The organism is Roseovarius sp. SCSIO 43702, from assembly GCF_019599045.1.
GTDB lineage: Bacteria > Pseudomonadota > Alphaproteobacteria > Rhodobacterales > Rhodobacteraceae > Roseovarius.
This window is the reverse complement of record NZ_CP080623.1, coordinates 440,763-462,517: the sequence shown is the minus strand read 5'-3', so window position 1 is coordinate 462,517 and position 21,755 is coordinate 440,763. Positions and strand designations below refer to the sequence as shown.

Genomic DNA, 21,755 nt, shown 5'->3' with positions numbered 1-21,755 from the left:
CGGCCGTGAAAATCGATTCGAATTGTAAACACTGCGCGCGGTGAGGATACCCCAAGTTAAGGGGTTTCCCGTCATCCCTTTCCCCTGTCAGGCAAAAAGGGGACCAGAGACATGCTGCGCTTCATCCAGGGTCGCGATCTTCACCATCATCCCGCCCTCGCGCGGGCCATGTTCCGCGACCGCGCGCGGCAGTTCCACGAAAGGCTCGGTTGGGAGGTGCGCGTCGATGCGGCGGGCGAGGAGCGGGATCAGTATGATCCGCTTGACCCGCTCTATGTCATCTGGGAGCCGCACCCGGGCGAGCATGGCGGCTCCATGCGGCTCATGCCGACGACGGGGCGCACCATGATCAACGAACATTTCGCCCATCTCCTCCCCAGGGGCGCGCTGCGCGACCCGCGCATCTGGGAATGCACACGCTTCTGCCTTGCACCCGGCGCATCGGCGCGGGTGCCGGCGCTCCTGATGCTCGCGGGGGGCGAAGTGATCCGGGGCTTCGGCCTCACGCATTACGTGGGCGTGTTCGACGCGGCCATGATCCGCATCTACCGCCTCATCGGCGCCTCTCCGCAGGTGATCGGCCACGCGGGCGAAGGGCGCGCACGGATCAGCGCGGGGCTCTGGGACAGCCCCGACGACGCCCGCGCGCGCGTCGCCCGACGCGCCGGCATCTCGCCGGAGCTTGCCGCGCACTGGCTTCGGCGCTCGGGCGTCCTGCCATGCGAGGAACGTCGCAGCGCATAAAACGCCGCCCCGCCTCTGGTCCCCTTTCGCGGCGCGCGATACTGTCGCGTCATGAGCGAGACCGCCCTCACCTTCTCGGCCGACCAGGCCGAGGCGCATGACCGCGTGGCCGAGATGCTGCGCGAGGTCGGCATCGACATCGACGAGGGCCACCTCACCCCCCCGCGCGAGGGAAAATCCGCCGTCATGGCCGTTATCGGCAAGGCTGGCTCGGGCAAGACGCTCCTTCTCGCCGCGCTCTACCGCGCGCTCGAGGAAGCGGGAGTCGACGTGGTCTCCGGCGACTGGGAGGGCAAGCGCCGCAAGGATCGGCGCACGCTCGCCATCCTCGCGCCCACGAACAAGGCCGCGTCGGTCCTGCGGATGCGCGGCGTGCCCGCGACGACGATCCACCGCATCCTCTACACCCCCGTCTACGACCCCGAATACGAGCGGATCGCAGAATGGCTGGCCGGAAACGGCGAGCGGCCCGAGATCGAGGGGCTGACCGATCTTGCGCTCGACCGCGCGCTGGCGTTCTACCAGTCCAACAAGTCCATCCCCGGCGCGCTGGCCGCCGCGGGGCTGCGCGGATCGGACTTCATCACCGGCTGGAAACGCCGGGAGGAACCGCTCGACGTGGGCTTCGTCGACGAGGCCTCCATGCTCGACAAGAAGCAGTTCGAGGACCTGCGCGAGATTTTCCCCACCCTCCTCCTCTTCGGCGACCCGGCGCAACTTGCCCCGGTGAACCAGTCGGGCACGATGGTCTTCGACACGCTGCCCGCGCCTGCCAAGCTCGAACTGAGCCGCATTCACCGGCAGGACGCCGACAACCCGATCCTCGACCTGGCGCACGCGCTGGCCGACCCCGCGCTCGAGTTTCACGATTTCGAGCGGATGGTCGAAGAGAAGGCCCGCGCCGACGACCGCGTGCAATACGCAAACCGCGTCGAGGTGGACCTGATGGCGCGATCGCCCGTTCTCGTCTGGCGCAACGCCACGCGCATCCGCCTGATCAACGCCTTCCGCGCGGTCCATGGCGCGCCCGAGACCGAGCTTCTGGAGGGCGAGCCACTCATCTGCGACGGGCTGGAACTGCCGCTCAAGCACCGCAAGAAGCGGCTCGACCTCGAGGCACGCGGCCTCATCAAGGGCGCGCAGGTGATCTATCTCGGCCCCGGCCGCAAACCCGGCTTCTCGCGCCTGCACGTGATCGGCGCCGAGGATCCGCAGGTCAGCGCGGCCTCCATCGTCAAGATCGAGAAACCCGACGAGGAAGAGCCATTCATCCCCTTCGCCGCGCGCATGGGCGCCACCTTCCTGCACGGCGCGGCGGTGACGATCCACAAGGCGCAAGGCTCGCAATGGCGCGAGGTGCAGGTCTTCGCCCCGGACCTTTTCATCGCCGCCCGCATGGGCCGCACCGAGGCCGGGCAGCCGCTCTGGAAGCGGCTTGCCTACGTGGCCATCACCCGCGCCGAGGAGCGGCTCTACTGGGTGGTGCGCAACCGGCTGGCGAAACCCACCCACGCGCTCAGGGCGGATGACCTGCGCACCGGCCCCGTGCCCCTCGAACTCGAAGCGGAGACCGCGACATGACGAGCATCCTCATCACCGGCGCCAGCTCCGGCATCGGCCGCGCCACGGCCGAGGCGTTCCTTGCCGAGGGCTGGACCGTGGGCCTCGTCGCGCGCCGCGCCGAGCGGCTCCAGGAGATCGCGGGAGGTCATCCCGGTGCCATCGCGCTCCCCGCCGACGTGACCGACCCCGAAGCCATGGAAGCCGCCTTCGACCGCTTCGCGCAGATGGCCGGACGGCTTGACGTCCTGTTCAACAACGCCGGCACCTTCGGCCCCATCGGCACCCCCGACGAGGTGCCGGTCGAGGGGTTCGACGACACGCTGGCCGTCAACATCCGCGGCATGTTCATCGCCGCGCGGCTGGCCTTCGCGCAGATGCGCCGGCAAAGCCCGCAAGGCGGCCGCATCATCATGAACGGCTCCACCTCGGCGCACAGCCCCCGCCCCGGCTCGATCTGCTACACCACGACGAAACACGCGGTCACCGGCATGACGCGCAGCCTCGCCCTCGATGGGCGCGCGTTCGACATCGCCTGCGGCCAGATCGACATCGGCAACGCCGAAAGCGAGATGGTGGCCGACCTGAAGGCCGATCAGCCCGACATGCACACGATGGACGTGTCGAACGCCGTGCGGTCCGTCATGCTGATGGCCACGATGCCGCCCGAGGCGAATGTCCAGTTCATGACCGTGATGGCCACCAAGATGCCCTTCATCGGTCGCGGCTAGGGTCGCGCGCCGTCGCGGCGCGCCTATCTCAGCCCCTTCGCCGCGATCTGCCGGGCGAGGTTGCGCACCGCCTGCCCCCGCGCCGCCGCGATATCGAGCGCGGTGCGCTCGCCCGCGATGGGCACGCTGACCGAGAAGAGATGCGAGCGGCTCGCGTTCAGGCCGGCCGACACATAATATTGCCCGCTCAGCCGGAACAGCCCCGTGGCATCCGCATACATGTCCTCGACGCGCACCTCGACCACGGCATCGGGATACTCCTCGAAGGGCCACGGCTCAGCCGCGATGCGCGCGCGCGTGACCTGCGTGAGATAGCGCGCCAGTTCCAGAGTCATCGCCCGCCCCGGCGCATCGGCCCAGAGAAGGCCCTTCTGCACCGACAGCGTGCCCTCGGCGTCGCGCGCATAGATATCCTCGGACGCGGCATAGGTCGGAAGCGACACCTCGCGGATCGAGACCGAGCGATGCGCGATCCCCTGCACCGCGCCCGCCGGCGCGGGCGGCACGGTGACGCGCCTGTCCGCATCGCCCCCGCAGGCCGCGAGGCCCGTCGCCAGGGCAAGAAGGAAGAACGATCTTTTGATGAACATCTGGATTACCGCCCTGTGAGCAATGAATTGGGATTGCGTTCGATGGCCCGCGCGAGCGATGCCACGGCCTGCGCCGCGCGCTGCACCTCGCGCAGCGCCTCGCGCGCGTCGCGGGCCACGGCGCCATTAGCCTGGTAGCCCCGGATCGTCACGCTGGCATCGTTGAGCACGCCCTCGGCCCGCCGGATGAGCGCCTGCACCTGGTCGCTCGACCCGGCGATGGAATCCGCCGCGTTGCGCGCCGAGGCCAGCGCCGCCACCGCGTTCTCTGTCACGCCGCCCTCGCGCAGTTGCACGAGGACCGCGCGCATCTCGTCAAGCGCGGCGTTGAGGTTTTCGGGGATGGCCTTGGTCGTGTCCTGCTCGAGGATCGCATCGGCGCTCTCGATGAGCGAGCCGAGCTGATTGCCCAGCTTCTCTGCGTTCACCTTGCCGAGATTGGCCGCCACCTGGTCGATCTTCTCGACAAGCTCCGGCACGCCCTCGACCGCGCCCGAGACGCTTTTCGCCGACGCCGAGGCACTGTCGATCGCCGCGCCGAGCCTTGCGACCACCTCCTGCTCGTTGATCTGGGCGATCACCTGCTCCAACTCGTCGGTCACGGCCGCGATCCGTTTCGGGATCGCCTGCACCTCCTCGGAGTTCACCAGCCCCCGCGCATCGCTCAGAAGGCCGTTGATCTGCCCCGGCACGGCGCGCGTCTCCTCGTTCGAGGCAAGCGCGTTGAGGCTCGCCATCAGTTCGATCGCGCCGTTCATCACTTCCTCGACCGGAAGCGCGTTGATGCGCTTGAACACCCCTTCCGCCGAGGCCGACACGTCCGAGATGTTGCTTTCGGTGGTGGGGATGCTGGGAAGTCCGTCCTCGGGGATCGACAGGACCTCTTCGGGCGCATCGGGCACCTCGATCAGCTCGACCTTGAGGCCCCCTGTCAGGATCGACGCCGTCACGAGCCGCGCGCGCAGCCCCTCGGCCACCCGCTCCTTCAGGAAGTCGAGCGCGGCGTCCTCCTTGTCGCCCTCCTGGTCGAGGCCAAGCCGCCCCGGCACGATCGCCAGCGTCGCGAGAAGGCGCGCATGGTTGTCGCCGAACCGCTTGGGATCGACCAGCCCGTTGATCGCCGTCACCTGCCCGATCTGGATACCGTTCAGCTCGACCGCCGAATCCACGGCCAGGCCCGCGACGTTCTCGTCGAAGATCACCGAGACGTTGAGCGCATCGCCCTCCTCGCCCGAGAAAAGGCTCGCGCGCGCGTCGGCCTCGTCCGCGTAGACGCTGAAGGTCTCGCCCGGCGTGACCCCTTCTCCACCCGACACGATGGTGCCGAAGGTCAGGCCGCCCGAGACCAGCGAGGCCAGCGATGAGAAATCGAGCACGGCGCCGTTCGGCCCGATCGAGAACTCGAAACCCGACGTGTCCCAGAACCGCGTCGCCGTGGTGACAAGCCGGTCATGCGGGGCGAAGATCATCGCCTCGGCCTCCGCCGTCGATCCGTCCGCCGAGATCGAGGTCTTGCCCACACGGCCCACGGTGATCCCGCGATAGACGATGGGCGCATTCTCGGTCAGCGCCACCTTGCCCGAAGCCCTCAGCTGCACGCGAAGCCCGGTCTGCCCCGCCCGTTCCAGCGGCGGGTCCGACAGACCGGCGAACCGGGGGGCGAGCCCGCCCGCCTCGTTGTCCCACACGCCCTCGATATAGACGCCGGTCAGCACGGTGTTCAGCCCCGAGACCCCTTGCGTCGTCACCTTGGGGCGGACCACCCAGAACTTCGCCTCCTCGTCCACGAACTCGGCCACGTCCTTGCTCAGCCGGACCGAGACGATCACGCTGCCCAGGTCGCGCGAGAAGCTGACTTTCTCGACCAGGCCCACCGCCACGTCGCGATAGCGCACCTCCGTCTCGCCGGCATTGATACCCGACGCGTTCTCGAACGAGATCTCGATCAGTGGCCCGCGTTCGGCATAGGCGTTCCACGCGACGCCAAGCACCACGACCAGGGCCGCCAGCGGCACGATCCAGACGATCGAAAGCCGCTCCCAAAGGCTCTTGCGGGCCGACTTGACGGGAACGGGAGGGGGGGTCGAGCTATCCGATGGCACGGGGGCTTTGTCCTTGTGAGGCGGTTTCGTCGGAGGGGCCCGGCGCGGGCCCGGCACCGGAGTCGTCACTATCCCAGATCATCCGGCTGTCAAAGCTTTGTGCCGACAGCATCGTGAAGATGACCGAGAGCGCGAAGAACAGGCTGGCGGGGCCCGGCTTGATCGAGGCCAGCGCCTGAAGCTGCACCAGCGACGACAGGATCGCGACGACGAAGACGTCGATCATCGACCAGCGCCCGATGAACTCGACTACCTCGTAGAGCTGCTGGCGCCGGATCGAGCTCAGCGCGGGACGATGCTGCACGCCGATGGCCAGGCCCCCGATGGCGATGAACTTGCCCACCGGGATCAGGACGCTCGCGACGAGGATCACGATGGCGATGCCCCAGTTGCCGTGCAAACCAAGCTCGATCGCGCCGCCGACGATGGTGTTTTCCTGCGTGCTGACAAGCGTGGTCGTGCGCAACATCGGGTAGATATTGGCCGGGACATAGCACACCATGCCCACGATCAGCCACGCCCACACGCGCTGAAGCGACTCGGTGTCGCGCGATTCGAGGTGATGGCCGCAGCGCCCGCAGGTCTCGGTGCCCATCGGCCAGACCCGCGTGCAGCGCGTGCACGCGACAAGGCCCATCTGCCGCGCCGTCTTCACGTTTCCAGCGACTTCCATATCGAGTACCTGCACAAGAGCATATCGGTCGCCACCACGATGATGACGAGCGCGGTGAACATCCAGAAGGCGGGGCCGAAATGGATCTGCGCCAGGTCCCCCAGCTTCACGAGCGCCACGGCACAGCCGATGGCGAAGACCTCGGCCATGGACCAGGGGCGAAGCGCCTCCGACACCCGGAACGCCTGCGCGGCATAACGCGCGGGCGGACGGTCCTGCACCACCGGGCCCAGCACGTAGACCAGCAGCGTCAGGCGCAGCATCGGGATCACCACGATGAACCCCAGCACCACCAGCGACAGGAGCGTGAGCGGCCCCGTGAAGCTGAACGCCGTGGTGAGGATCGAGGCCCGGTGCTCGAGCCCGCCGGCATCTATCGACAGAAAGGGCAGCAGCATCGCCGCAATGATGAGAATGAGAACCGCCGTCGCCAGCGCGATGATCTGCTTGCCCGCCTTGCGGCGCGGCGCGATCAGCACGGTATGACAGCGCACGCAGACCGCCCGTTCGCGCGGCGCCACTTCCACGACCTCGTAGACCGCATCACAATGCGGGCAGGCAATGAGCTTCTCCAGCCCGATCGCGGATGTATCCCTTTCTGACATCGCCCCCCCAGGCTCCGTGCGCCGCAACGGCACGCAGGCCAGACTACGGGAACGGCACGACGCATACAACAAGGCGCGTGAGGGCGCGTGCGCGTCCCGCGCCGGTGTGGCAGCCTTACCCGCCGCGGTCCAGCGCCTCCTGAAGGCGCGCCTCGTCCTCGGGAGAGAGGGGCGACTGCACGATACGGCCCCCGCCATCGAAGCTCTCGACCACCTCGCGCAGCGCCGCCTCGTCCATGTCGCGCACCCAGAGGCAGAGAGCCGACCCGCCGGGACGAAGCGTGCGGCCGATTTCCTCGGTGAACGCCGAATCTAGCCCCGGATCGCGCAACTGGCCGGTGACGGCCCCCACCGCGCCGCCGGCGATCGCGCCCGCCACCGGCATCATGAACGCGGCCCCCAGCACCGCCCCCCAGGCGATACCGCCCAGGGTCTGCGCCACCGGCACGTTCGCGGGCGTCGAGAGGTGCAGCTCGCCATCGGCATCGCGCACCGCGATCACGATGTCCTGCGTCTCGAGCCGCTGTTCGTCGCGCAGCGGTTTCAGCGCGGCGTCGAGCCGCTCGGCCCCGTCGGGGCTTTCAAAGATGACGATGAGAAGTTCGGACATGGGCGCACCTCCAGAACCGAAGGAACGCCCCCGGCCCATCGGTGGTTCCACCAGCTCACTGACAGTTGTCGCCGATCCAGCTCTCGAGGAAATCTATCTCCGCGCCATAGGCCTTCACCTCGTCGTCGGCTTGCTCGTGAAGGTCCGGATGCTCGCTGATCCGTTTGCGCCAATCGAGGCAGGTCGCGACATGCACCCCCTCGTGCACCTCGGTCGAATGCCGCTCGATGCGCGGGAAGCACTCGTCGCGATAGGCGGCGCCATAGGTCACCTCGCAATTGGCGAGATTGGTATAGGCCACCGTCGCCGTGCCGGTGCCGTCATCCTCGCCATCCTCGGGCACGTAGTAGTCGGAGACGCTACCGGTCTCGGCCGCGCTCTTTTGGCTGTCGGGCATCTGCTCGGGCCAGCGTTCACGCGCGACAAGCTCGGCCGCCTCGTCAAAGCTGACCTCCAGGCCCGCCATGGTGTAGATCACCTGCTTGTAGACGGACGGCTTCCATTTGCGGTCATACTTGGCCTTGTTGTCGGGCGGGAAGATATCCGGCCGTTGCCGATAGGCCATGTTCCCGAAAAGATCGCGCAAGGTGCGCGCATTTTCGATCCGTCCGTCGATCCATTTCTGCAATTCGGATCGGCATCGGCATTCATACGGCTCTACCGGCCCCTGGTCCACATGCTGACCCACGGCAACCGGCTGCGCCCGGACACTGCCGCCACCCGCCGTCGCGCTCAGATGCGATTGCATCGCCATGGTCCTCGGGTCGGTCAGGACGACATCCATCTTGATCGTCATGAACTTGTTCTTCCAGGACCCGGTGTAGGTCTGGCCGTTCTCCGCCCTCCAGTCCTGAAGGCGCATCTTCCACTCGAACGGGATGCCGTCCTGGCTCATGGCCGATATGATGAAGCCGGATGCACACGCCTCGACGCTGACCGTCGCCCGGTCCTTTCGGGCATCCGCCGGCGCAACAAGGCGCATTCCATAGCCCCCGCCGATGAGGTCGCCCACCGCCATAGCATCCGTCGGGGCGACGGTATATTCACCCGGCCTGATCGGCGCGGGGCAACTCTCCCCCTGCGCCCAGGCCGATGCGCCCGCCGTGGTCAGCGCGACAAGTGTCGTGGCGATCCGAAGCATCATTCCGCCGGTATTGCGTCTTCCTCCAAGGTAACGGGATGCTCGAGCTTGTCCAACATCTCCTTCGGCACGACCTGAAGGAAATTTCTCTTCTCGCTCTCCCAGTTCTGAAGGATCGTCTCGGCCTTGCGGCTTCCGGTCTCCGCCAGATGGCGCTCGATCAGGCCGCGAAGCTGCTCCATCCAGTGCCCTTCGTCCACCGGACAGGTGATGAGCGTCTCGAGGTTCATGAAGGTTTCGGCGCGGCCCTCGGGATCGTAGAGATAGGCCATGCCGCCGGTCATCCCCGCCCCGAAATTCGCGCCGACGGGGCCAAGGATCACGGCGACGCCGCCGGTCATGTATTCGCACCCGTTGGTGCCGCACCCCTCGATGACGACATGCGCGCCCGAGTTGCGCACCGCGAACCGCTCGCCCGCGCGACCGGCGGCAAAAAGATAGCCCGCCGTCGCCCCGTAAAGGACGGTGTTGCCGATGATCGTGTTCTCCGACGCCTCGAGCGGGCTCATCATCGGCGGGCGCACCACGATCGTCCCGCCCGACAGGCCCTTGCCTACGTAATCGTTGGCATCCCCCGACACCTCGAGCTTGAGCCCCGGCGCCGCGAAGGCCCCGAGCGATTGCCCCGCGCTGCCCGACAGCTTCACCGTCAGGTGATTGGGCTGAAGCCGGTTGCGCATCCCGAAATTGCGGACGATATGGCTGCTCACGCGCGTGCCGACGGTGCGATGCGTGTTCTGCACCGCGTAGTGCAGTTGCATCTTCTCGCCGTCGTTGAGGAACCGCTGCGCGTCGCGCACGATCTCGGCGTCGAGCGTATCGGGCACCTCGACCCGATTGCGCGTCCGGTCGAGCGCAAGGCCCGCGCTCCCGTCCACGGTGATCAGCATCGGGTTGAGGTCGAGGTCGTCGAGATGCGCCGAACCCCGGCTCACCTGCGTGAGAAGGTCCGCGCGCCCGATCACCTCGTCAAGGCTTCGCGCGCCGATCCCGGCCAGGACCTCGCGTACTTCCTGCGCGTAGAAGGTGATGAGGTTCACCACCTTGTCCGCCGTGCCCGTGAACTTGTCCCTGAGCGCGGGATCCTGCGTGCAGACGCCCACGGGGCAGGTGTTCGACTGGCATTGCCGGACCATGATGCAGCCCATCGCGATCAGCGCGGCGGTGCCGATGCCGTATTCCTCGGCCCCCATCATCGCGGCCATCACGATGTCGCGCCCGGTGCGCAGCCCGCCATCGGTGCGCAGCGTCACCCGCGTGCGCAGGTTGTTCATGGCAAGCACCTGGTGCGCCTCGGTGAGGCCCATCTCCCACGGCAGGCCCGCGTATTTTATCGAGGTCGCGGGGCTTGCCCCCGTCCCGCCATTGTGGCCCGAGATCAGGATCACGTCCGCCTTGGCCTTCGCCACGCCCGCCGCGATGGTGCCCACGCCCGATTGCGCGACCAGCTTCACCGTCACCTTGGCGCGCGGGTTGATCTGCTTGAGATCGTAGATGAGCTGCGCCAGGTCCTCGATGGAATAGATGTCGTGATGCGGCGGCGGGCTGATGAGCGTGACACCCTTGGTCGAATGTCTCAGTCGCGCGATCAGGTCCGTCACCTTCATCCCCGGAAGCTGTCCGCCCTCGCCGGGCTTGGCGCCCTGCGCGATCTTGATCTCCAGTTCCTCGCAGGCGTTGAGATATTCCGCCGTCACGCCGAAGCGCCCGCTTGCCACCTGCTTGATCTTGGCGCTCGGGTTGTCGCCGTTCTCGTCGGGCTCGAAATGCGCCGGGTCCTCGCCGCCCTCGCCGCTGTCGGACTTGGCGCCGATCCGGTTCATCGCCACGTTGAGCGTCTTGTGCGCCTCGGGGCTGAGCGCGCCCAGGCTCATGCCCGGCGTCACGAACCGCTTGCGGATGGCGGTGACGCTTTCGACCTCCTCGAGGGGAATGGGCTTGCCCATCGGCTTGATGGCCATCAGGTCGCGCAGGTGGATCGGCGGATTGGCCTGCATCGCCGCCGAATACCGCTTCCAAAGCTCGTAGGAGCCGCGGTCGCACGCCGTCTGCATCAGGTGCATGTTCTGCGCGCCCCAGGCGTGGCTCTCGCCCGACTTGCGGGCCTTGTAGAATCCCCCGATCGGAAGCACGTCGTTTCCGCGGAAAGCCTGGGCATGTATTTCCTCGAGCTTGGCCTGGATACCGCTCACGCCGATGCCGCTGATCCGGCTCACGAGACCGGGGAAATACTCCGCGCACATCGCGCGGCTGAGCCCCACCGCCTCGAAGTTGATACCCCCCCGGTAGGACGAGATGACCGAGATGCCCATCTTCGACATGATCTTGAGCAGCCCCTGGTCGATCGCGTTGCGATACCGCGCGACCGCCTCGGTGAGACTGCCGTCGATGAGGCCGCGCCCGATCCGGTCCGCGATGCTGTCCTCGGCGAGATAGGCGTTGACCGTGGTGGCGCCGACGCCGATCAGCACCGCGAAGTAATGCGGGTCGATGCACTCCGCCGACCGCACGTTGAGCGAGCAGAATGTCCGAAGGCCCTTGCGCGTGAGGTGGCTGTGCACCGCGCTCGTGGCAAGGATCATGGGCATGCCCACCCGCCCCTCGCCAACCCCCTGGTCGGTCAGGACGAGATGCCCCGCCCCCGACCGCACGGCATCCTCGGCCTCGGCCCGGATCCGCTCCAACCCCTTCTGGAGCGCACCCGACCCCGGACCGAAGGTGCAGTCGATCTCGCACACCTCGGCGTTGAACTGGCGCAGCATTTCGGCGAATTGCGCGTTCCCGACGAAGGGACTGTCGAGCACGATGATCTCGGTCTGGCTGCTGTCCTCGTCGAGCACGTTCTTGAGGTTTCCGAACCGCGTCTTGAGGCTCATCACCCGGAATTCCCGCAGCGAGTCGATGGGCGGATTCGTCACCTGGCTGAAATTCTGGCGGAAGAAGTGGCTGAGCGGGCGGTAGCGTTTCGACAGGACCGCCGAAGGCGTGTCGTCGCCCATGCTGGCGATGGCCTCCTTGCCGTCCTCGGCCATGGGCGCGAGGATCTGCTCGAGCTCCTCGATCGTGTAGCCCGCCGCGATCTGCCTCCGGCGCAGTTCGGCTCCTTCGAACAGCGGCGCCTCGCTCACCCCGGCCAGTTTCTCGTCAAGCTCGTTGATCCGCTCCACCCACTCCCCGAAGGGCAGCGCGGCGGCCAGCTTGTCCTTGATCTCGCGGTCGTGGAACAGCTTGCCCTCGCGCATGTCCACGGCCAGCATCTGCCCCGGACCCAGCGCGCCCTTCTCGCGCACCGTCGCCTCGTCCACCGGCACCATCCCGGCTTCGGACCCGGCGATGACCAGGCCGTCACCCGTCACGACGTAGCGCATCGGCCGCAAGCCGTTGCGGTCCATCCCCGCGCAGACCCAGCGCCCGTCGGTCATGGCCAGCGCCGCGGGGCCGTCCCACGGCTCCATCACCGAGTTGCAGTAGGAATACATGTCCTGCCACGCCTGCGGCAATTCGCGGGCCTGCTTCGACCACGATTCCGGCACCAGCATCGTCTTGGCCATCGGCGCGCTGCGCCCGGCGCGCACCAGCACCTCGAACACCGCGTCAAGCGCCGCGCTGTCGCTCGAGCCGCCGGGGATGATCGGCTTGATGTCCTCGGCCATTTCGCCGAACGCGCCGCTCGCCATGCGGATCTCGTGGCTCTTCATCCAGTTGATGTTGCCCTTGAGCGTGTTGACCTCGCCGTTATGCGCCAACATCCGGAACGGCTGCGCCAGCCACCATTGCGGGAAGGTGTTGGTGCTGTAGCGCTGGTGGTAGATCGCGAAGGCGCTCTTGAACCGCTCGTCCTGGAGATCGGGATAGAACACCGCCACCTGCTCGGCCAGCATCATGCCCTTGTAGATGATCGACCGGCAGGACAGGCTCGCGATGTAGAAACCCGCGACACCCGCCGCCGCGACAGCCTTCTCGATCCGGCGCCGGATCACGTAGAGCTCGCGCTCGAAATCCTCTTCCTCGATCCCCTTGGCGTTCGAGATGAGAATCTGCTCGATCTCGGGCCGCGTCGCGTTGGCCTTCTCGCCGAGGCACGTGATGTCCACCGGCACGTGCCGCCAGCCATAGATCGTGTGGCCCATCCGAAGCACCTCGGTCTCGACGATGGTCCGGCAGACCTCCTGCGCGCCGAAATCCGTGCGCGGCAGGAATACCTGCCCGACGGCGACAAGCTGATCCTGCCGCGGCTCGTGGCCCGTGCGGCGGATCTGGTCATAGAAGAACTTCACGGGGATCTGCACGTGGATGCCCGCCCCGTCGCCGGTCTTGCCATCGGCATCGACCGCGCCCCGGTGCCAGATCGCCTTGAGCGCGTCGATACCCGCCTGCACCACCTTGCGGCTTGGCTTGCCGTTGAGGCTGACCACGAGGCCCACGCCGCAGGACGAATGCTCCTCGGCTTCCGAATACATGCCGTTGCGGGCCAGCCATTCGCGTTTTGCCGCCTCGGCGGCGGCCCAGCTTGCGTCATATTTCGTCATGTCATGTCTCCTTCGACATGTTCATTTTCTGCTTCGAATGCAGTACGCGAGATGCGCGAATGCGCCCCCTCCAAGCGGACCGAGGCCATGGCGCGATCACTGTATATCTCGGAGCGAAGCGGCCAGTCCCGCGCGGCTTCGAACAATCCCGGCATCAAGTCATAGGGCGCGCCGTCGCGGTCCGTATCGCGCATCCACAGATGCGACCCGCAGATCGGACAGAACGCGCGCTCGGCAAAATCCGAGGACGCATGACGCGCCACATCACCCCGCACATGCACGGCCTCCGCTTCGGCGCGGAAACAGACGAAGACACCACCCGACCAGCGTTGACACATCCGGCAATGACACGCGCCGATCTCATGCTCCTGGGCGCCCTCCACAGCGATTTCCACGGCCCCGCACAGGCATCGCCCCTTCATCACTGCATCGCCCTTTCCGCCTGCAACGTCAGCATTATTGACCCACCGTCAGCCCCCGGTCGGCAAATGCACCGACACGATACCGACGTGGATACCGACGTAGATACCGACGTTCCGTTCGGACGCTTCATCATCTATTCAGCCGCCATCGCCTGCACGCCACCAAGCTCCGAAAGGATCGCCTCCGCCGCGTCGCGCCCGTCGCGGATCGCCCAGACCACGAGGCTCGCCCCGCGCACGATATCGCCCACCGCATAGACCCCCGGAAGCGCGGTGCGTCCGGTGCCGAACTCGGCCTTCACCGTGCCCCAGCGCGTCACCTCGAGCTCGGGCTCGTCCCAGAGCGCGGGCAAGTCCTCGGCCTCGAAACCCAGCGCCTTGATGACGAGGTCCGCGGGCTCGTCCACCACCGCGCCCTCGATCTCCTCGGGCGCCTGCCGACCCGTCGCATCGGGCGCGCCAAGGCGCATCTGCTGGACCTTCACCGCCTCGACCGCGTCACCCACGAACCCCTTGGGCGCGCTCAGCCACTCAAAGACGATGCCCTCCTCCTCGGCATTGGCCACCTCGCGCTGGCTGCCCGGCATGTTCGCCCGGTCGCGGCGATAAAGGCATTTCACGCTTTCTGCGCCCTGCCGCACGGCCGTGCGCACGCAATCCATCGCCGTGTCGCCGCCGCCAATGACCACCACCCGTTTGCCCTGCGCGTTCAACTCGCCGCTGGTGAATTCCGGCACCTCGTCGCCGAAGGACACCCGGTTGCTCGCGGTGAGGTAGTCGATGGCGCGGACGATCCCCCTGGCCCCGGCGCCTGGACCGTTCAATTCCCTTGATTCATAGACCCCCGTGGCAATCAGCACCGCATCGTGCTTGCCCCGGATGGCGGCAAAGCTCAGGTCCTCGCCGACGTTGCAGTTGAGTACGAATTCCACGCCGCCCCGTTCAAGCTGCGCGATACGGCGCATGACGACGTCCTTCTCGAGCTTGAAGCCCGGAATCCCGTAGGTCATGAGCCCGCCCGCCCGATCGTATCGGTCATAGATCGTGACCTGCACGCCCGCGCGGCGCAGCACGTCCGCCGCGGCAAGCCCGCCGGGACCGGCGCCGATGATGCCCACGCTTTCACTGCGCTCCTCGTCGGGGCTCGGCACGTCGACCCATCCCTTTTCCCACGCGGTATCTGTGATGTATTTCTCGACAGCCCCGATCGTCACCGTGCCATGGCCGGATTTCTCGATGACGCAATTGCCCTCGCAAAGCCGGTCCTGCGGACAGATGCGGCCGCAGATCTCGGGGAAGGTATTCGTGGCCTGGCTCAGCTCGTAGGCTTCGCGCAGCCGCCCCTCGGCGGTGAGGCGCAACCAGTCGGGGATGTTGTTGTGCAGGGGGCAATGGCTCTGGCAGTAAGGCACGCCGCATTGGCTGCACCGGCCCGCCTGCTCGCGCGCTTTCGCATCCGCGAACTCCGCGTAGATTTCATGGAAATCCTGCTTGCGCAAACTCGCGTCACGCTTCTCGGGCATATCCCGTTCGACGCTCACGAATTTCAACATGGGTTGCTTGGCCACGGCTCGATCTCCGACACTCACTTCCGGCCCGCCACCATTACGCAAGTGGAAATCGAATTAAAAGTCAGCTATACTTACCTAAATAAGAGAAAGTTGGCGGACCTGGCAAGAATTATCCCACGCCCTTCATTTTTTAGGTAACTATTGCTGCCATAAATTTCAGGCACCGCCCCAGATCAGCAGCAACACCACTCCCCCGACCCCGATTCGCCACCATCCGAAGGGGGCGTAGCCGTGCCTGCTCACGAAATCGAGGAGCCACCGGACCACCACCACCGCGCTCAGGAACGCCACCACGAAGCCCACCGCGATATCGCCCATCGCGCTCATGTCGAGCACGTCACGGTTCTTCCACAGGTCATAGGCGAAGGCCCCGGCCATAGTCGGCATCGACAGGAAAAACGAGAACTCCGCCGCCGCACGCTTGCTCACTCCCATCAGCAGCGCCCCCACGATCGTCGCGCCGGATCGGCTTGTCCCCGGCACCATCGCGAGACACTGGAAGATCCCCACCGCCAGCGCGACGTGAAGCGGCAGGCGCATGGCATCCTCGTGCCTCGGAGCAGGTGCGAAACGGTCCACGAAGAGAAGAACCACACCCCCGAGGATCAGCATCAGCGCGATAAGCGATGGCGTCTCGAACAGCACCGCCTTGATGAAACCGTGCGCCATGATCCCGACCACGGCCGCAGGCAGGAAGGCCAGCAGGATGCTCGCCACGAAACGACGCGCCGCCGGGTCATGCGGCACGTCCCGCGCCACTTGCCAGAGCTTCGCGAAGTAGACGAAGAGGATCGCGAGCACCGCGCCAAGCTGGATCACCACCTCGAAGGTGTGCGCGGGGCTTTCGAACCCGATGAAATGCGCGGCGAGCAGCAGATGTCCGGTGGAAGACACCGGAATGAACTCGGTCAGCCCCTCGACCAGCCCGAGAAAGGCCGCCACGAGCGTGGTGTCGGACATGAAAACGACCCGCCCTTCAGGTGCGCAGGTTCTTCGCGCTATCCTTGATGGCGGCGTATTGCCCCGAGGGGCGGAAGCGCCACAGATAGTCCGGCAAAATCGCCTCCATCGACCGCGGCTGGATTCCGAGGTCGGCGAATGTCCGGGCGCCCTCGGCGACCACGTTGTCGCGCCTGAGGTTCTTGACCTGGTCTCGCGTGATGGGCATCGGCACAAGCCCGAAGGTCAGGAAGTTGGCCACCCACATGAGCGCCGCCATGGGCGCAGCCACGAAGAAGGGGATGTTCACGATCATGCGCCGGCGATGGATTGTCTCGAGCATCCGCTTCATCAACTCGCGGAAGGTGGCGGTCTCGGGGCCGCCCAACTCGTAGATGCCGGGCGCGGCCTCGCCCGTCACGCCGGCCACAGCGGCGGCGGCCACGTCATCGACATAGACGGGCTGGAACTTCGTCTCCGCGCCCACCAGCGGCAGGACCGGACTCATCCGGGTCATCCCGGCGAAACGGTTGAAGAACTGGTCCTCGGCGCCGAAAATGACGGACGGGCGCAGGATCACCGCGTTCGGAAAATGCTCGATCACCGCTTCTTCGCCCTGCGCCTTGGTCCGGGCATAGCCGCTATCAGAGTCGGCATCGGCCCCGATCGCCGAAATCTGCACTAGGTGGGTCACCCCTTCCTCGGCGGCGATGCGCGCCACGCGCTCCGCGCCCTTGTCCTGCACGGCCTCGAAATTGTTCTTGCCTCCGGCATCGAAGGTGCCCACGCAGTTGATCACGGCATCGACGCCTTGCGCCGCGGCGCGCACGCTGTCGTCGTTGCGAATGTTGCAGAAGACGGGCGCCACCTGTCCGACGACCCCGTAGGTCGTCACATGCATCGCCTCGTTCGGGCGACGCACCGCCACGCGCACGCGCCAGCCGTCCCTGGCCAGTCGGCGCACGATGTAGCGGCCCACGAACCCCGAACCCCCGTAGACCGTAACCAGCTTGGACATCAGGTCCTCCTTGCGCGTCAATGGACGATGCCGGTCTATCCGTCCGCCCGGCACGAGACAAGTGCGTTATACCCCGCCGCCGGAAACATGGACAGTCGCCGCGCCCTCCGTCACGCCCCGCGGCCATCCGGAGACCGAGCGGAAAAACCTCGGCACGCAAACCCGAAGCGCCGCCACGCGACCGCTGCGCCGTCACCAGCCTTTCCGGTGACTCCGTTGCTGTAGAAATGTACGGCAAACCCCGCTGACGCTACGCGCGGTCAGTCGCGAAATTCCGTTTGACACCCCGCGCCGACGCCCGTAATGCAAGCGCCACGGCACCTGCCCAGGTGGCGGAATTGGTAGACGCGCTGGCTTCAGGTGCCAGTGACCTTACGGTCGTGGAGGTTCGAGTCCTCTCCTGGGCACCAAGAAAACAGGCCGATGCTTTGTTTTCAGTGTGGAAAGAATTTGCATTCGACAAGCTCCACAACAGACCGCCTGCGAAAGCTTTGTGACATGATTTTTGCGGGTCGGCCGTTGCAATCCAGGTCCGTGGGTTCAGGAAAAAGTAGCGTCATCAACCTTGATAGACTTCCGACGTGATCCAGATCAGCGCATCCAGAAGCATTGATCCGCAAGCGTCACGATTGACCCGCACAGTATCCATCTGTGCCCCGGCGTCGTGCCGTCGGGATCGACGCGCGGCGCCGACCTAATTCTCATCGTCGCCCGCCCGGGATACCCGCAACGGCGGCCTTGCATAATCCACCGCACTGCAGGTCAGCACGTTTCCGCTTTCATCCGCGGTCATTCGGACCCTGCGATTTGCCGAAAAGAAGGTCAGGCGGACCTTGCCCGCGTCCTCGTCCTCACCGCGTTCGAACCGGCTGGTGATCGTGCCGTCCCGCATACCCTGTTTCAGATCATTTGTGCCGATGCGGAACGCCTTGGCCAGCGTCCGGGCATCGACCTGAACCGTGTCGCCGGAAAATTCGATCTTCGTCATTGGCCTTCTCCGTGTCTCCATTCATCACCCGGGCGCAACCTGCGGCCGGTCCAGCGCATCGCCGGGCCAGGCGCAGTCGGCAACCGTCGAACGGTCGAGCTCCGACATGAATGCCTCGCGCGCAGCGGCCAGCCGGGGCTTCAGGCGGCATAGCGGCTTCAGCACACACGATCCGCCATCTTCCCGGAAACACTCCACGATGGCGAAGCGCTGTTCGAGGTGACGCACGACCTCGCCGAGGGTGATGGTCTGTGGCGGTCGTGAAAGCTTAAGGCCGCCACGCCTGCCGCGTTGACTGCTGACGAAGCCGCCGCGACCGAGCTCCCGGACCACCTTGGCCAAATGATGCTGAGAGATCTCGAACTCTTCCGCGATTTGTCCGGTAGAGATCGACTCATCGGGCGCACCGGCCAGACGCATCAAGACCCGCAGACCGTAATCGGTGAAAGACGCCAGTCGCATTCGCGCTCCTAAAATTGGTATTGACAATACTGAATATATCGGAAGATAATCGGCATTGCAAATACCTATTTATGAGGCGGAGGCAAATGCCGCCGCTCCCTTCGCGGGATTGGCGGACATGTCGGCGCAAGCGGTTTCCTCCGTTTTGGTAGTGGAAGGAGGCGTCCTATGGCTCATCGCCCGGGTCTCGACTGGATCGATCCCATCATCCATGACAGGCGCGCCGTGGGCGCTACACGATCTTGGCGTTACCGACGAGGTGATCGTCGAGGAGTTCAGAGCGCGCAAGCGTCAGAGCAACTACGGAGGAGAAAATGACTGAAACGTTCCACCAGCTGCGCGATCAACCCGTTGGCGAAATCGCCGCACAGTTTCCTGGCACATCTGCCGTCTTTCGCCGGTTTGGCATCGAATTCTGCTGCCAAGGCCATGTGTCACTGGCGGACGCAGCGAACCACCGCAACCTCGACCTAAACGAACTGGAAAAAGAGCTGGTTGCCCTTGATCCGGCGGCTGCTCCAGAAATACCTCAAGGGACCGGTGATCTGATCGATTATATCCGGTCGCGCTATCACGGTCGGCACAGGGCGCAGTTGGAGGACCTGATCGAGCTGTCGCGCAAGGTCGAATCCGTTCACGTGAACCATCAGAACGTGCCGGCAGGAATGGCCCATATCTTACGGCAGTTCCGGGCGGAACTGGAAAAACTCATGAACAAGCAGGAGACGACGCACTTTCCTGCTTTGCAGAAAAAAACACCGGACGAACTCAAACTTTCGCTCCAGTTCATGCGGCACGATCATGCCGAGTTCGCGTTTTTTCTGGATCAGATCGACTGCCTAACCGACGATTGTACGCCCCCCGAAGATGCCTGTGCCTCCTGGCAGGCGCTCTATGCAGATCTGTCTGCGTTCAAGGCAGACCTGATCGAGCATATCCACCTTGAGAACAACGTTCTCTTCCCACGGTTCGAAAGCTCCGGCCGTGATTGACTTCTAGCCCTTCCCGATGGAGGCACCAATGGCCGAAACGACACTCGCTCCTGACGCAAATCGCCGCAATTTTTTCGTTCGGTGGTTCATGTCGACGAACCACAAGGATATCGGCATCCTCTATCTGTTCACATCGGGCGCCATCGGACTGATCGCGGCGTTGTTTTCCGTCTACATGCGGATCGAACTGATGGAACCGGGCGTGCAGTACATGTGTCTCGAAGGCATGCGCTTCTGGCCTACCGCAGCCGACTGTACGCCCAACGGACACCTGTGGAACATTCTCGTGACCTATCACGGCGTCCTGATGATGTTCTTCGTCGTCATTCCAGCGCTGTTCGGTGGCTTCGGAAACTACTTCATGCCTTTGATGATCGGGGCGCCGGACATGGCGTTTCCACGAATGAACAATCTCAGCTACTGGCTATTCGTTGCAGGCGCGGCTCTTGCCTTCGCTTCGCTCTTTGCGCCGGGAGGAGACGCTCAGCGTGGCGCTGGCGTGGGCTGGACGCTCTATGCGCCGCTGTCGGTGAATGACGGCGGGATGTCGATGGATCTCGCCCTCTTTGCAATCCATGCCTCGGGTGCAAGCTCGATCCTGGGCGCGATCAACATGATCACGACCTTCCTGAACATGCGCGCACCTGGCATGACGCTGTTCAAGGTGCCGCTCTTCGCCTGGTCGATCTTCGTGACCGCATGGATGTTGCTGGTCGCGATGCCGGTGCTTGCTGGCGGAATTACCATGCTGCTTACTGACAGGAATTTCGCGACGACCTTCTTCGACCCGTCAGGTGGTGGTGACCCGGTACTCTATCAACATCTTTTCTGGTTCTTCGGGCACCCGGAAGTCTACATCGTCGTTCTTCCCGGCTTCGGAATCATCAGCCACGTCGTTGCCACGTTCTCGAAGAAGTCGATCTTCGGCTATTTGCCAATGGTCTGGGCCCTGATCGCAATCGGAACATTGGGGTTTGTCGTGTGGGCACATCACATGTTCACCGTCGGTATGTCGATCACACAGCAGAGCTATTTCCAGATCGCCTCGATGACCATCGCTGTCCCGACCGGAATCAAGATTTTCAGCTGGATCGCAACGATGTGGGGCGGTTCGATCCAGTTCAGAACCCCGCTTCTGTTCGCCTTGGGGTTCATCTTTCTGTTTACGATAGGAGGTGTCACTGGCGTCGTCGTGGCGCAGGCGGGCGTAGATCGCGCCTATCACGACACTTACTATGTCGTGGCGCACTTCCACTATGTCATGAGCCTTGGCGCTGTTTTCGCGCTGATCGCGGGGGTATATTACTGGCTGGCCAAGATGTCGGGTCGGCAATACCCGGAATGGGCCGGGAAACTGCATTTCTGGCTGTTTTTCATCGGCGCCAATCTGACATTCTTTCCGCAGCACTTTCTGGGCCGTCAGGGGATGCCGCGGCGCTATATCGACTATCCCGAGGCATTCGGTTTCTGGAACGCTGTATCGAGTTGGGGTGGATTTCTGTCTTTCGCATCATTCTTGCTGTTCATCGGGATCATCTTCTACACGCTGCTGGCAGGCAAACGCGAAACGCGAGCAAGCTACTGGAACGAATATGCGGACACGCTGGAATGGACCCTGCCGTCGCCTGTGCCGGAGCATACATACGAGACGTTGCCGAAACCAGAAGATTGGGACAGGCAGGCGGTTGAATGAGTTGACGCGTCGGCCTGTTTTAACAGACTGCGTACATCGCGGCGGCCCAGTGCAATCCAGATTATGGGGTTATCACTAATGGCAGCGGGGGGCAAAAACTGAGATCTGCCGCTCCGGAAGACCAACTCTGAGAAGGTGAGGTTCCGGAAATTCTATAGTTATTCTCTCGAGATTCAGTTAGCGGAATAATGTGAGATTCCGAAAGATGAACGGGTGGCGGGACAAGCGAGCGCGGAGCATGACGCTCCTTATGGAATGTCGTCTGCGAGTTTCCTGTTTGGTGGAACCACCGGGGTTGGCTAACCCAAACTCGGTCCGGAAACACCGGTCCCACACCTGGACAGGCACCCTACCATGGAAGACGCTCTATTGCTCCAGAGACGCC

19 protein-coding genes and 1 tRNA gene are annotated in these 21,755 nt (G+C 64.8%); 7 read left to right on the top strand and 13 right to left on the bottom strand.

What is annotated here, in order from left to right; genetic code table 11:
* Positions 1-111: 111 nt before the first annotated feature.
* The 3 genes from K1T73_RS02080 to K1T73_RS02070 are packed head-to-tail and all read left to right on the top strand — an operon-like array spanning position 112 to position 3,035.
* On the top strand, positions 112-744 hold the full coding sequence (locus K1T73_RS02080) for an acyl-homoserine-lactone synthase (protein WP_220602348.1): 633 nt from the start codon (positions 112-114) through the stop codon (positions 742-744).
* Between the two features lie 51 nt (positions 745-795).
* Positions 796-2,325, top strand: a complete 1,530-nt coding sequence (locus K1T73_RS02075; RefSeq protein ID WP_220602347.1) for an AAA family ATPase — start codon at positions 796-798, stop codon at positions 2,323-2,325.
* Positions 2,322-3,035, top strand: a complete 714-nt coding sequence (locus K1T73_RS02070; RefSeq protein WP_220602346.1) for an SDR family oxidoreductase — start codon at positions 2,322-2,324, stop codon at positions 3,033-3,035. The genes K1T73_RS02075 and K1T73_RS02070 overlap by 4 nt, the downstream gene beginning before the upstream one ends.
* 23 nt (positions 3,036-3,058) lie before the next feature.
* Here K1T73_RS02070 and K1T73_RS02065 read toward each other — a convergent pair whose 3' ends face one another.
* The 11 genes from K1T73_RS02065 to K1T73_RS02015 form a co-directional block, all read right to left on the bottom strand.
* Positions 3,059-3,625, bottom strand: coding sequence for a membrane integrity-associated transporter subunit PqiC (locus tag K1T73_RS02065; RefSeq protein ID WP_220602345.1), 567 nt, complete (start codon positions 3,623-3,625; stop codon positions 3,059-3,061).
* Positions 3,626-3,630: 5 nt separating this feature from the next.
* A complete protein-coding gene (locus tag K1T73_RS02060; RefSeq protein ID WP_259400417.1) occupies positions 3,631-5,727 on the bottom strand; it encodes an intermembrane transport protein PqiB in 2,097 nt (698 codons plus the stop codon).
* A complete protein-coding gene (locus K1T73_RS02055) occupies positions 5,714-6,400 on the bottom strand; it encodes a paraquat-inducible protein A (protein WP_259400416.1) in 687 nt (228 codons plus the stop codon). Before K1T73_RS02055 ends, K1T73_RS02060 begins: the two co-directional genes overlap by 14 nt.
* Entirely contained in the window at positions 6,379-7,005 is a 627-nt protein-coding gene (locus K1T73_RS02050) for a paraquat-inducible protein A (protein ID WP_220602344.1), read from the bottom strand. The genes K1T73_RS02055 and K1T73_RS02050 overlap by 22 nt, the downstream gene beginning before the upstream one ends.
* Positions 7,006-7,120: 115 nt before the next feature.
* Positions 7,121-7,615 carry a DUF1269 domain-containing protein gene (locus tag K1T73_RS02045; protein WP_220602343.1) on the bottom strand — a complete coding sequence of 165 codons (495 nt, stop codon included), beginning with the start codon at positions 7,613-7,615 and terminating at the stop codon, positions 7,121-7,123.
* Positions 7,616-7,670: 55 nt separating this feature from the next.
* A complete protein-coding gene (locus tag K1T73_RS02040) occupies positions 7,671-8,759 on the bottom strand; it encodes a hypothetical protein (protein ID WP_220602342.1) in 1,089 nt (362 codons plus the stop codon).
* Complete coding sequence (gene gltB / locus K1T73_RS02035; protein ID WP_220602341.1) at positions 8,756-13,285, bottom strand: glutamate synthase large subunit; 4,530 nt, start codon at positions 13,283-13,285, stop codon at positions 8,756-8,758. The genes K1T73_RS02040 and gltB overlap by 4 nt, the downstream gene beginning before the upstream one ends.
* Positions 13,282-13,707, bottom strand: a complete 426-nt coding sequence (locus tag K1T73_RS02030) for a GFA family protein (protein ID WP_220602340.1) — start codon at positions 13,705-13,707, stop codon at positions 13,282-13,284. Before K1T73_RS02030 ends, gltB begins: the two co-directional genes overlap by 4 nt.
* Positions 13,708-13,841: 134 nt before the next feature.
* The gene (locus K1T73_RS02025; RefSeq protein WP_220602339.1) at positions 13,842-15,275 is read right to left on the bottom strand and encodes an NAD(P)-dependent oxidoreductase; all 1,434 of its coding nucleotides are present in this window, start codon (positions 15,273-15,275) and stop codon (positions 13,842-13,844) included.
* A gap of 159 nt (positions 15,276-15,434) precedes the next feature.
* Entirely contained in the window at positions 15,435-16,238 is an 804-nt protein-coding gene (locus K1T73_RS02020) for an undecaprenyl-diphosphate phosphatase (protein ID WP_220602338.1), read from the bottom strand.
* Positions 16,239-16,254: 16 nt separating this feature from the next.
* A complete protein-coding gene (locus tag K1T73_RS02015) occupies positions 16,255-17,235 on the bottom strand; it encodes a complex I NDUFA9 subunit family protein (protein WP_220602337.1) in 981 nt (326 codons plus the stop codon).
* Positions 17,236-17,558: 323 nt separating this feature from the next.
* On the opposite strand from K1T73_RS02015, the gene K1T73_RS02010 reads away from it, so the two are divergent.
* Positions 17,559-17,645, top strand: a tRNA-Leu gene (locus K1T73_RS02010).
* A 284-nt stretch (positions 17,646-17,929) separates the two neighbouring features.
* On the opposite strand, the gene K1T73_RS02005 is transcribed toward K1T73_RS02010, so the two are convergent.
* Both K1T73_RS02005 and K1T73_RS02000 read right to left on the bottom strand, forming a co-directional pair.
* A complete protein-coding gene (locus K1T73_RS02005; protein ID WP_220602336.1) occupies positions 17,930-18,223 on the bottom strand; it encodes a DUF6522 family protein in 294 nt (97 codons plus the stop codon).
* 24 nt (positions 18,224-18,247) lie between these two features.
* Positions 18,248-18,685: an Rrf2 family transcriptional regulator gene (locus tag K1T73_RS02000; RefSeq protein ID WP_220602335.1), complete on the bottom strand. Its 438-nt coding sequence runs from the start codon at positions 18,683-18,685 to the stop codon at positions 18,248-18,250.
* 118 nt (positions 18,686-18,803) lie between these two features.
* Here K1T73_RS02000 and K1T73_RS01995 point away from each other — a divergent pair, with 118 nt between their 5' ends.
* Genes K1T73_RS01995 through K1T73_RS01985 form a run of 3 tightly spaced genes read left to right on the top strand, consistent with a single transcriptional unit; the run spans position 18,804 to position 21,370 of the window.
* Positions 18,804-19,007, top strand: coding sequence for a hypothetical protein (locus tag K1T73_RS01995; protein WP_220602334.1), 204 nt, complete (start codon positions 18,804-18,806; stop codon positions 19,005-19,007).
* Entirely contained in the window at positions 19,000-19,677 is a 678-nt protein-coding gene (locus tag K1T73_RS01990) for a DUF542 domain-containing protein (RefSeq protein ID WP_220602333.1), read from the top strand. Before K1T73_RS01995 ends, K1T73_RS01990 begins: the two co-directional genes overlap by 8 nt.
* A gap of 28 nt (positions 19,678-19,705) precedes the next feature.
* Positions 19,706-21,370 carry a cytochrome c oxidase subunit 1 gene (locus K1T73_RS01985; protein WP_220602332.1) on the top strand — a complete coding sequence of 555 codons (1,665 nt, stop codon included), beginning with the start codon at positions 19,706-19,708 and terminating at the stop codon, positions 21,368-21,370.
* Positions 21,371-21,755 lie beyond the last annotated feature (385 nt).

Excerpts from the sequence above, each read along its gene's own strand:
- K1T73_RS02075 (WP_220602347.1), top strand. The coding sequence starts at position 796 with ATGAGCGAGACCGCCCTCACCTTCTCGGCCGACCAGGCCGAGGCGCAT.
- K1T73_RS02015 (WP_220602337.1), bottom strand. The coding sequence starts at position 17,235 with ATGTCCAAGCTGGTTACGGTCTACGGGGGTTCGGGGTTCGTGGGCCGC.
- K1T73_RS02020 (WP_220602338.1), bottom strand. The coding sequence starts at position 16,238 with ATGTCCGACACCACGCTCGTGGCGGCCTTTCTCGGGCTGGTCGAGGGG.
- K1T73_RS02080 (WP_220602348.1), top strand. The coding sequence starts at position 112 with ATGCTGCGCTTCATCCAGGGTCGCGATCTTCACCATCATCCCGCCCTC.
- K1T73_RS02040 (WP_220602342.1), bottom strand. The coding sequence starts at position 8,759 with ATGATGCTTCGGATCGCCACGACACTTGTCGCGCTGACCACGGCGGGC.
- K1T73_RS02005 (WP_220602336.1), bottom strand. The coding sequence starts at position 18,223 with ATGACGAAGATCGAATTTTCCGGCGACACGGTTCAGGTCGATGCCCGG.
- K1T73_RS01995 (WP_220602334.1), top strand. The coding sequence starts at position 18,804 with ATGTCGGCGCAAGCGGTTTCCTCCGTTTTGGTAGTGGAAGGAGGCGTC.
- K1T73_RS01990 (WP_220602333.1), top strand. The coding sequence starts at position 19,000 with ATGACTGAAACGTTCCACCAGCTGCGCGATCAACCCGTTGGCGAAATC.
- K1T73_RS02065 (WP_220602345.1), bottom strand. The coding sequence starts at position 3,625 with ATGTTCATCAAAAGATCGTTCTTCCTTCTTGCCCTGGCGACGGGCCTC.
- K1T73_RS02050 (WP_220602344.1), bottom strand. The coding sequence starts at position 7,005 with ATGTCAGAAAGGGATACATCCGCGATCGGGCTGGAGAAGCTCATTGCC.
- gltB (WP_220602341.1), bottom strand. The coding sequence starts at position 13,285 with ATGACGAAATATGACGCAAGCTGGGCCGCCGCCGAGGCGGCAAAACGC.
- K1T73_RS02055 (WP_259400416.1), bottom strand. The coding sequence starts at position 6,400 with ATGGAAGTCGCTGGAAACGTGAAGACGGCGCGGCAGATGGGCCTTGTC.
- K1T73_RS01985 (WP_220602332.1), top strand. The coding sequence starts at position 19,706 with ATGGCCGAAACGACACTCGCTCCTGACGCAAATCGCCGCAATTTTTTC.
- K1T73_RS02030 (WP_220602340.1), bottom strand. The coding sequence starts at position 13,707 with ATGAAGGGGCGATGCCTGTGCGGGGCCGTGGAAATCGCTGTGGAGGGC.
- K1T73_RS02070 (WP_220602346.1), top strand. The coding sequence starts at position 2,322 with ATGACGAGCATCCTCATCACCGGCGCCAGCTCCGGCATCGGCCGCGCC.
- K1T73_RS02045 (WP_220602343.1), bottom strand. The coding sequence starts at position 7,615 with ATGTCCGAACTTCTCATCGTCATCTTTGAAAGCCCCGACGGGGCCGAG.
- K1T73_RS02000 (WP_220602335.1), bottom strand. The coding sequence starts at position 18,685 with ATGCGACTGGCGTCTTTCACCGATTACGGTCTGCGGGTCTTGATGCGT.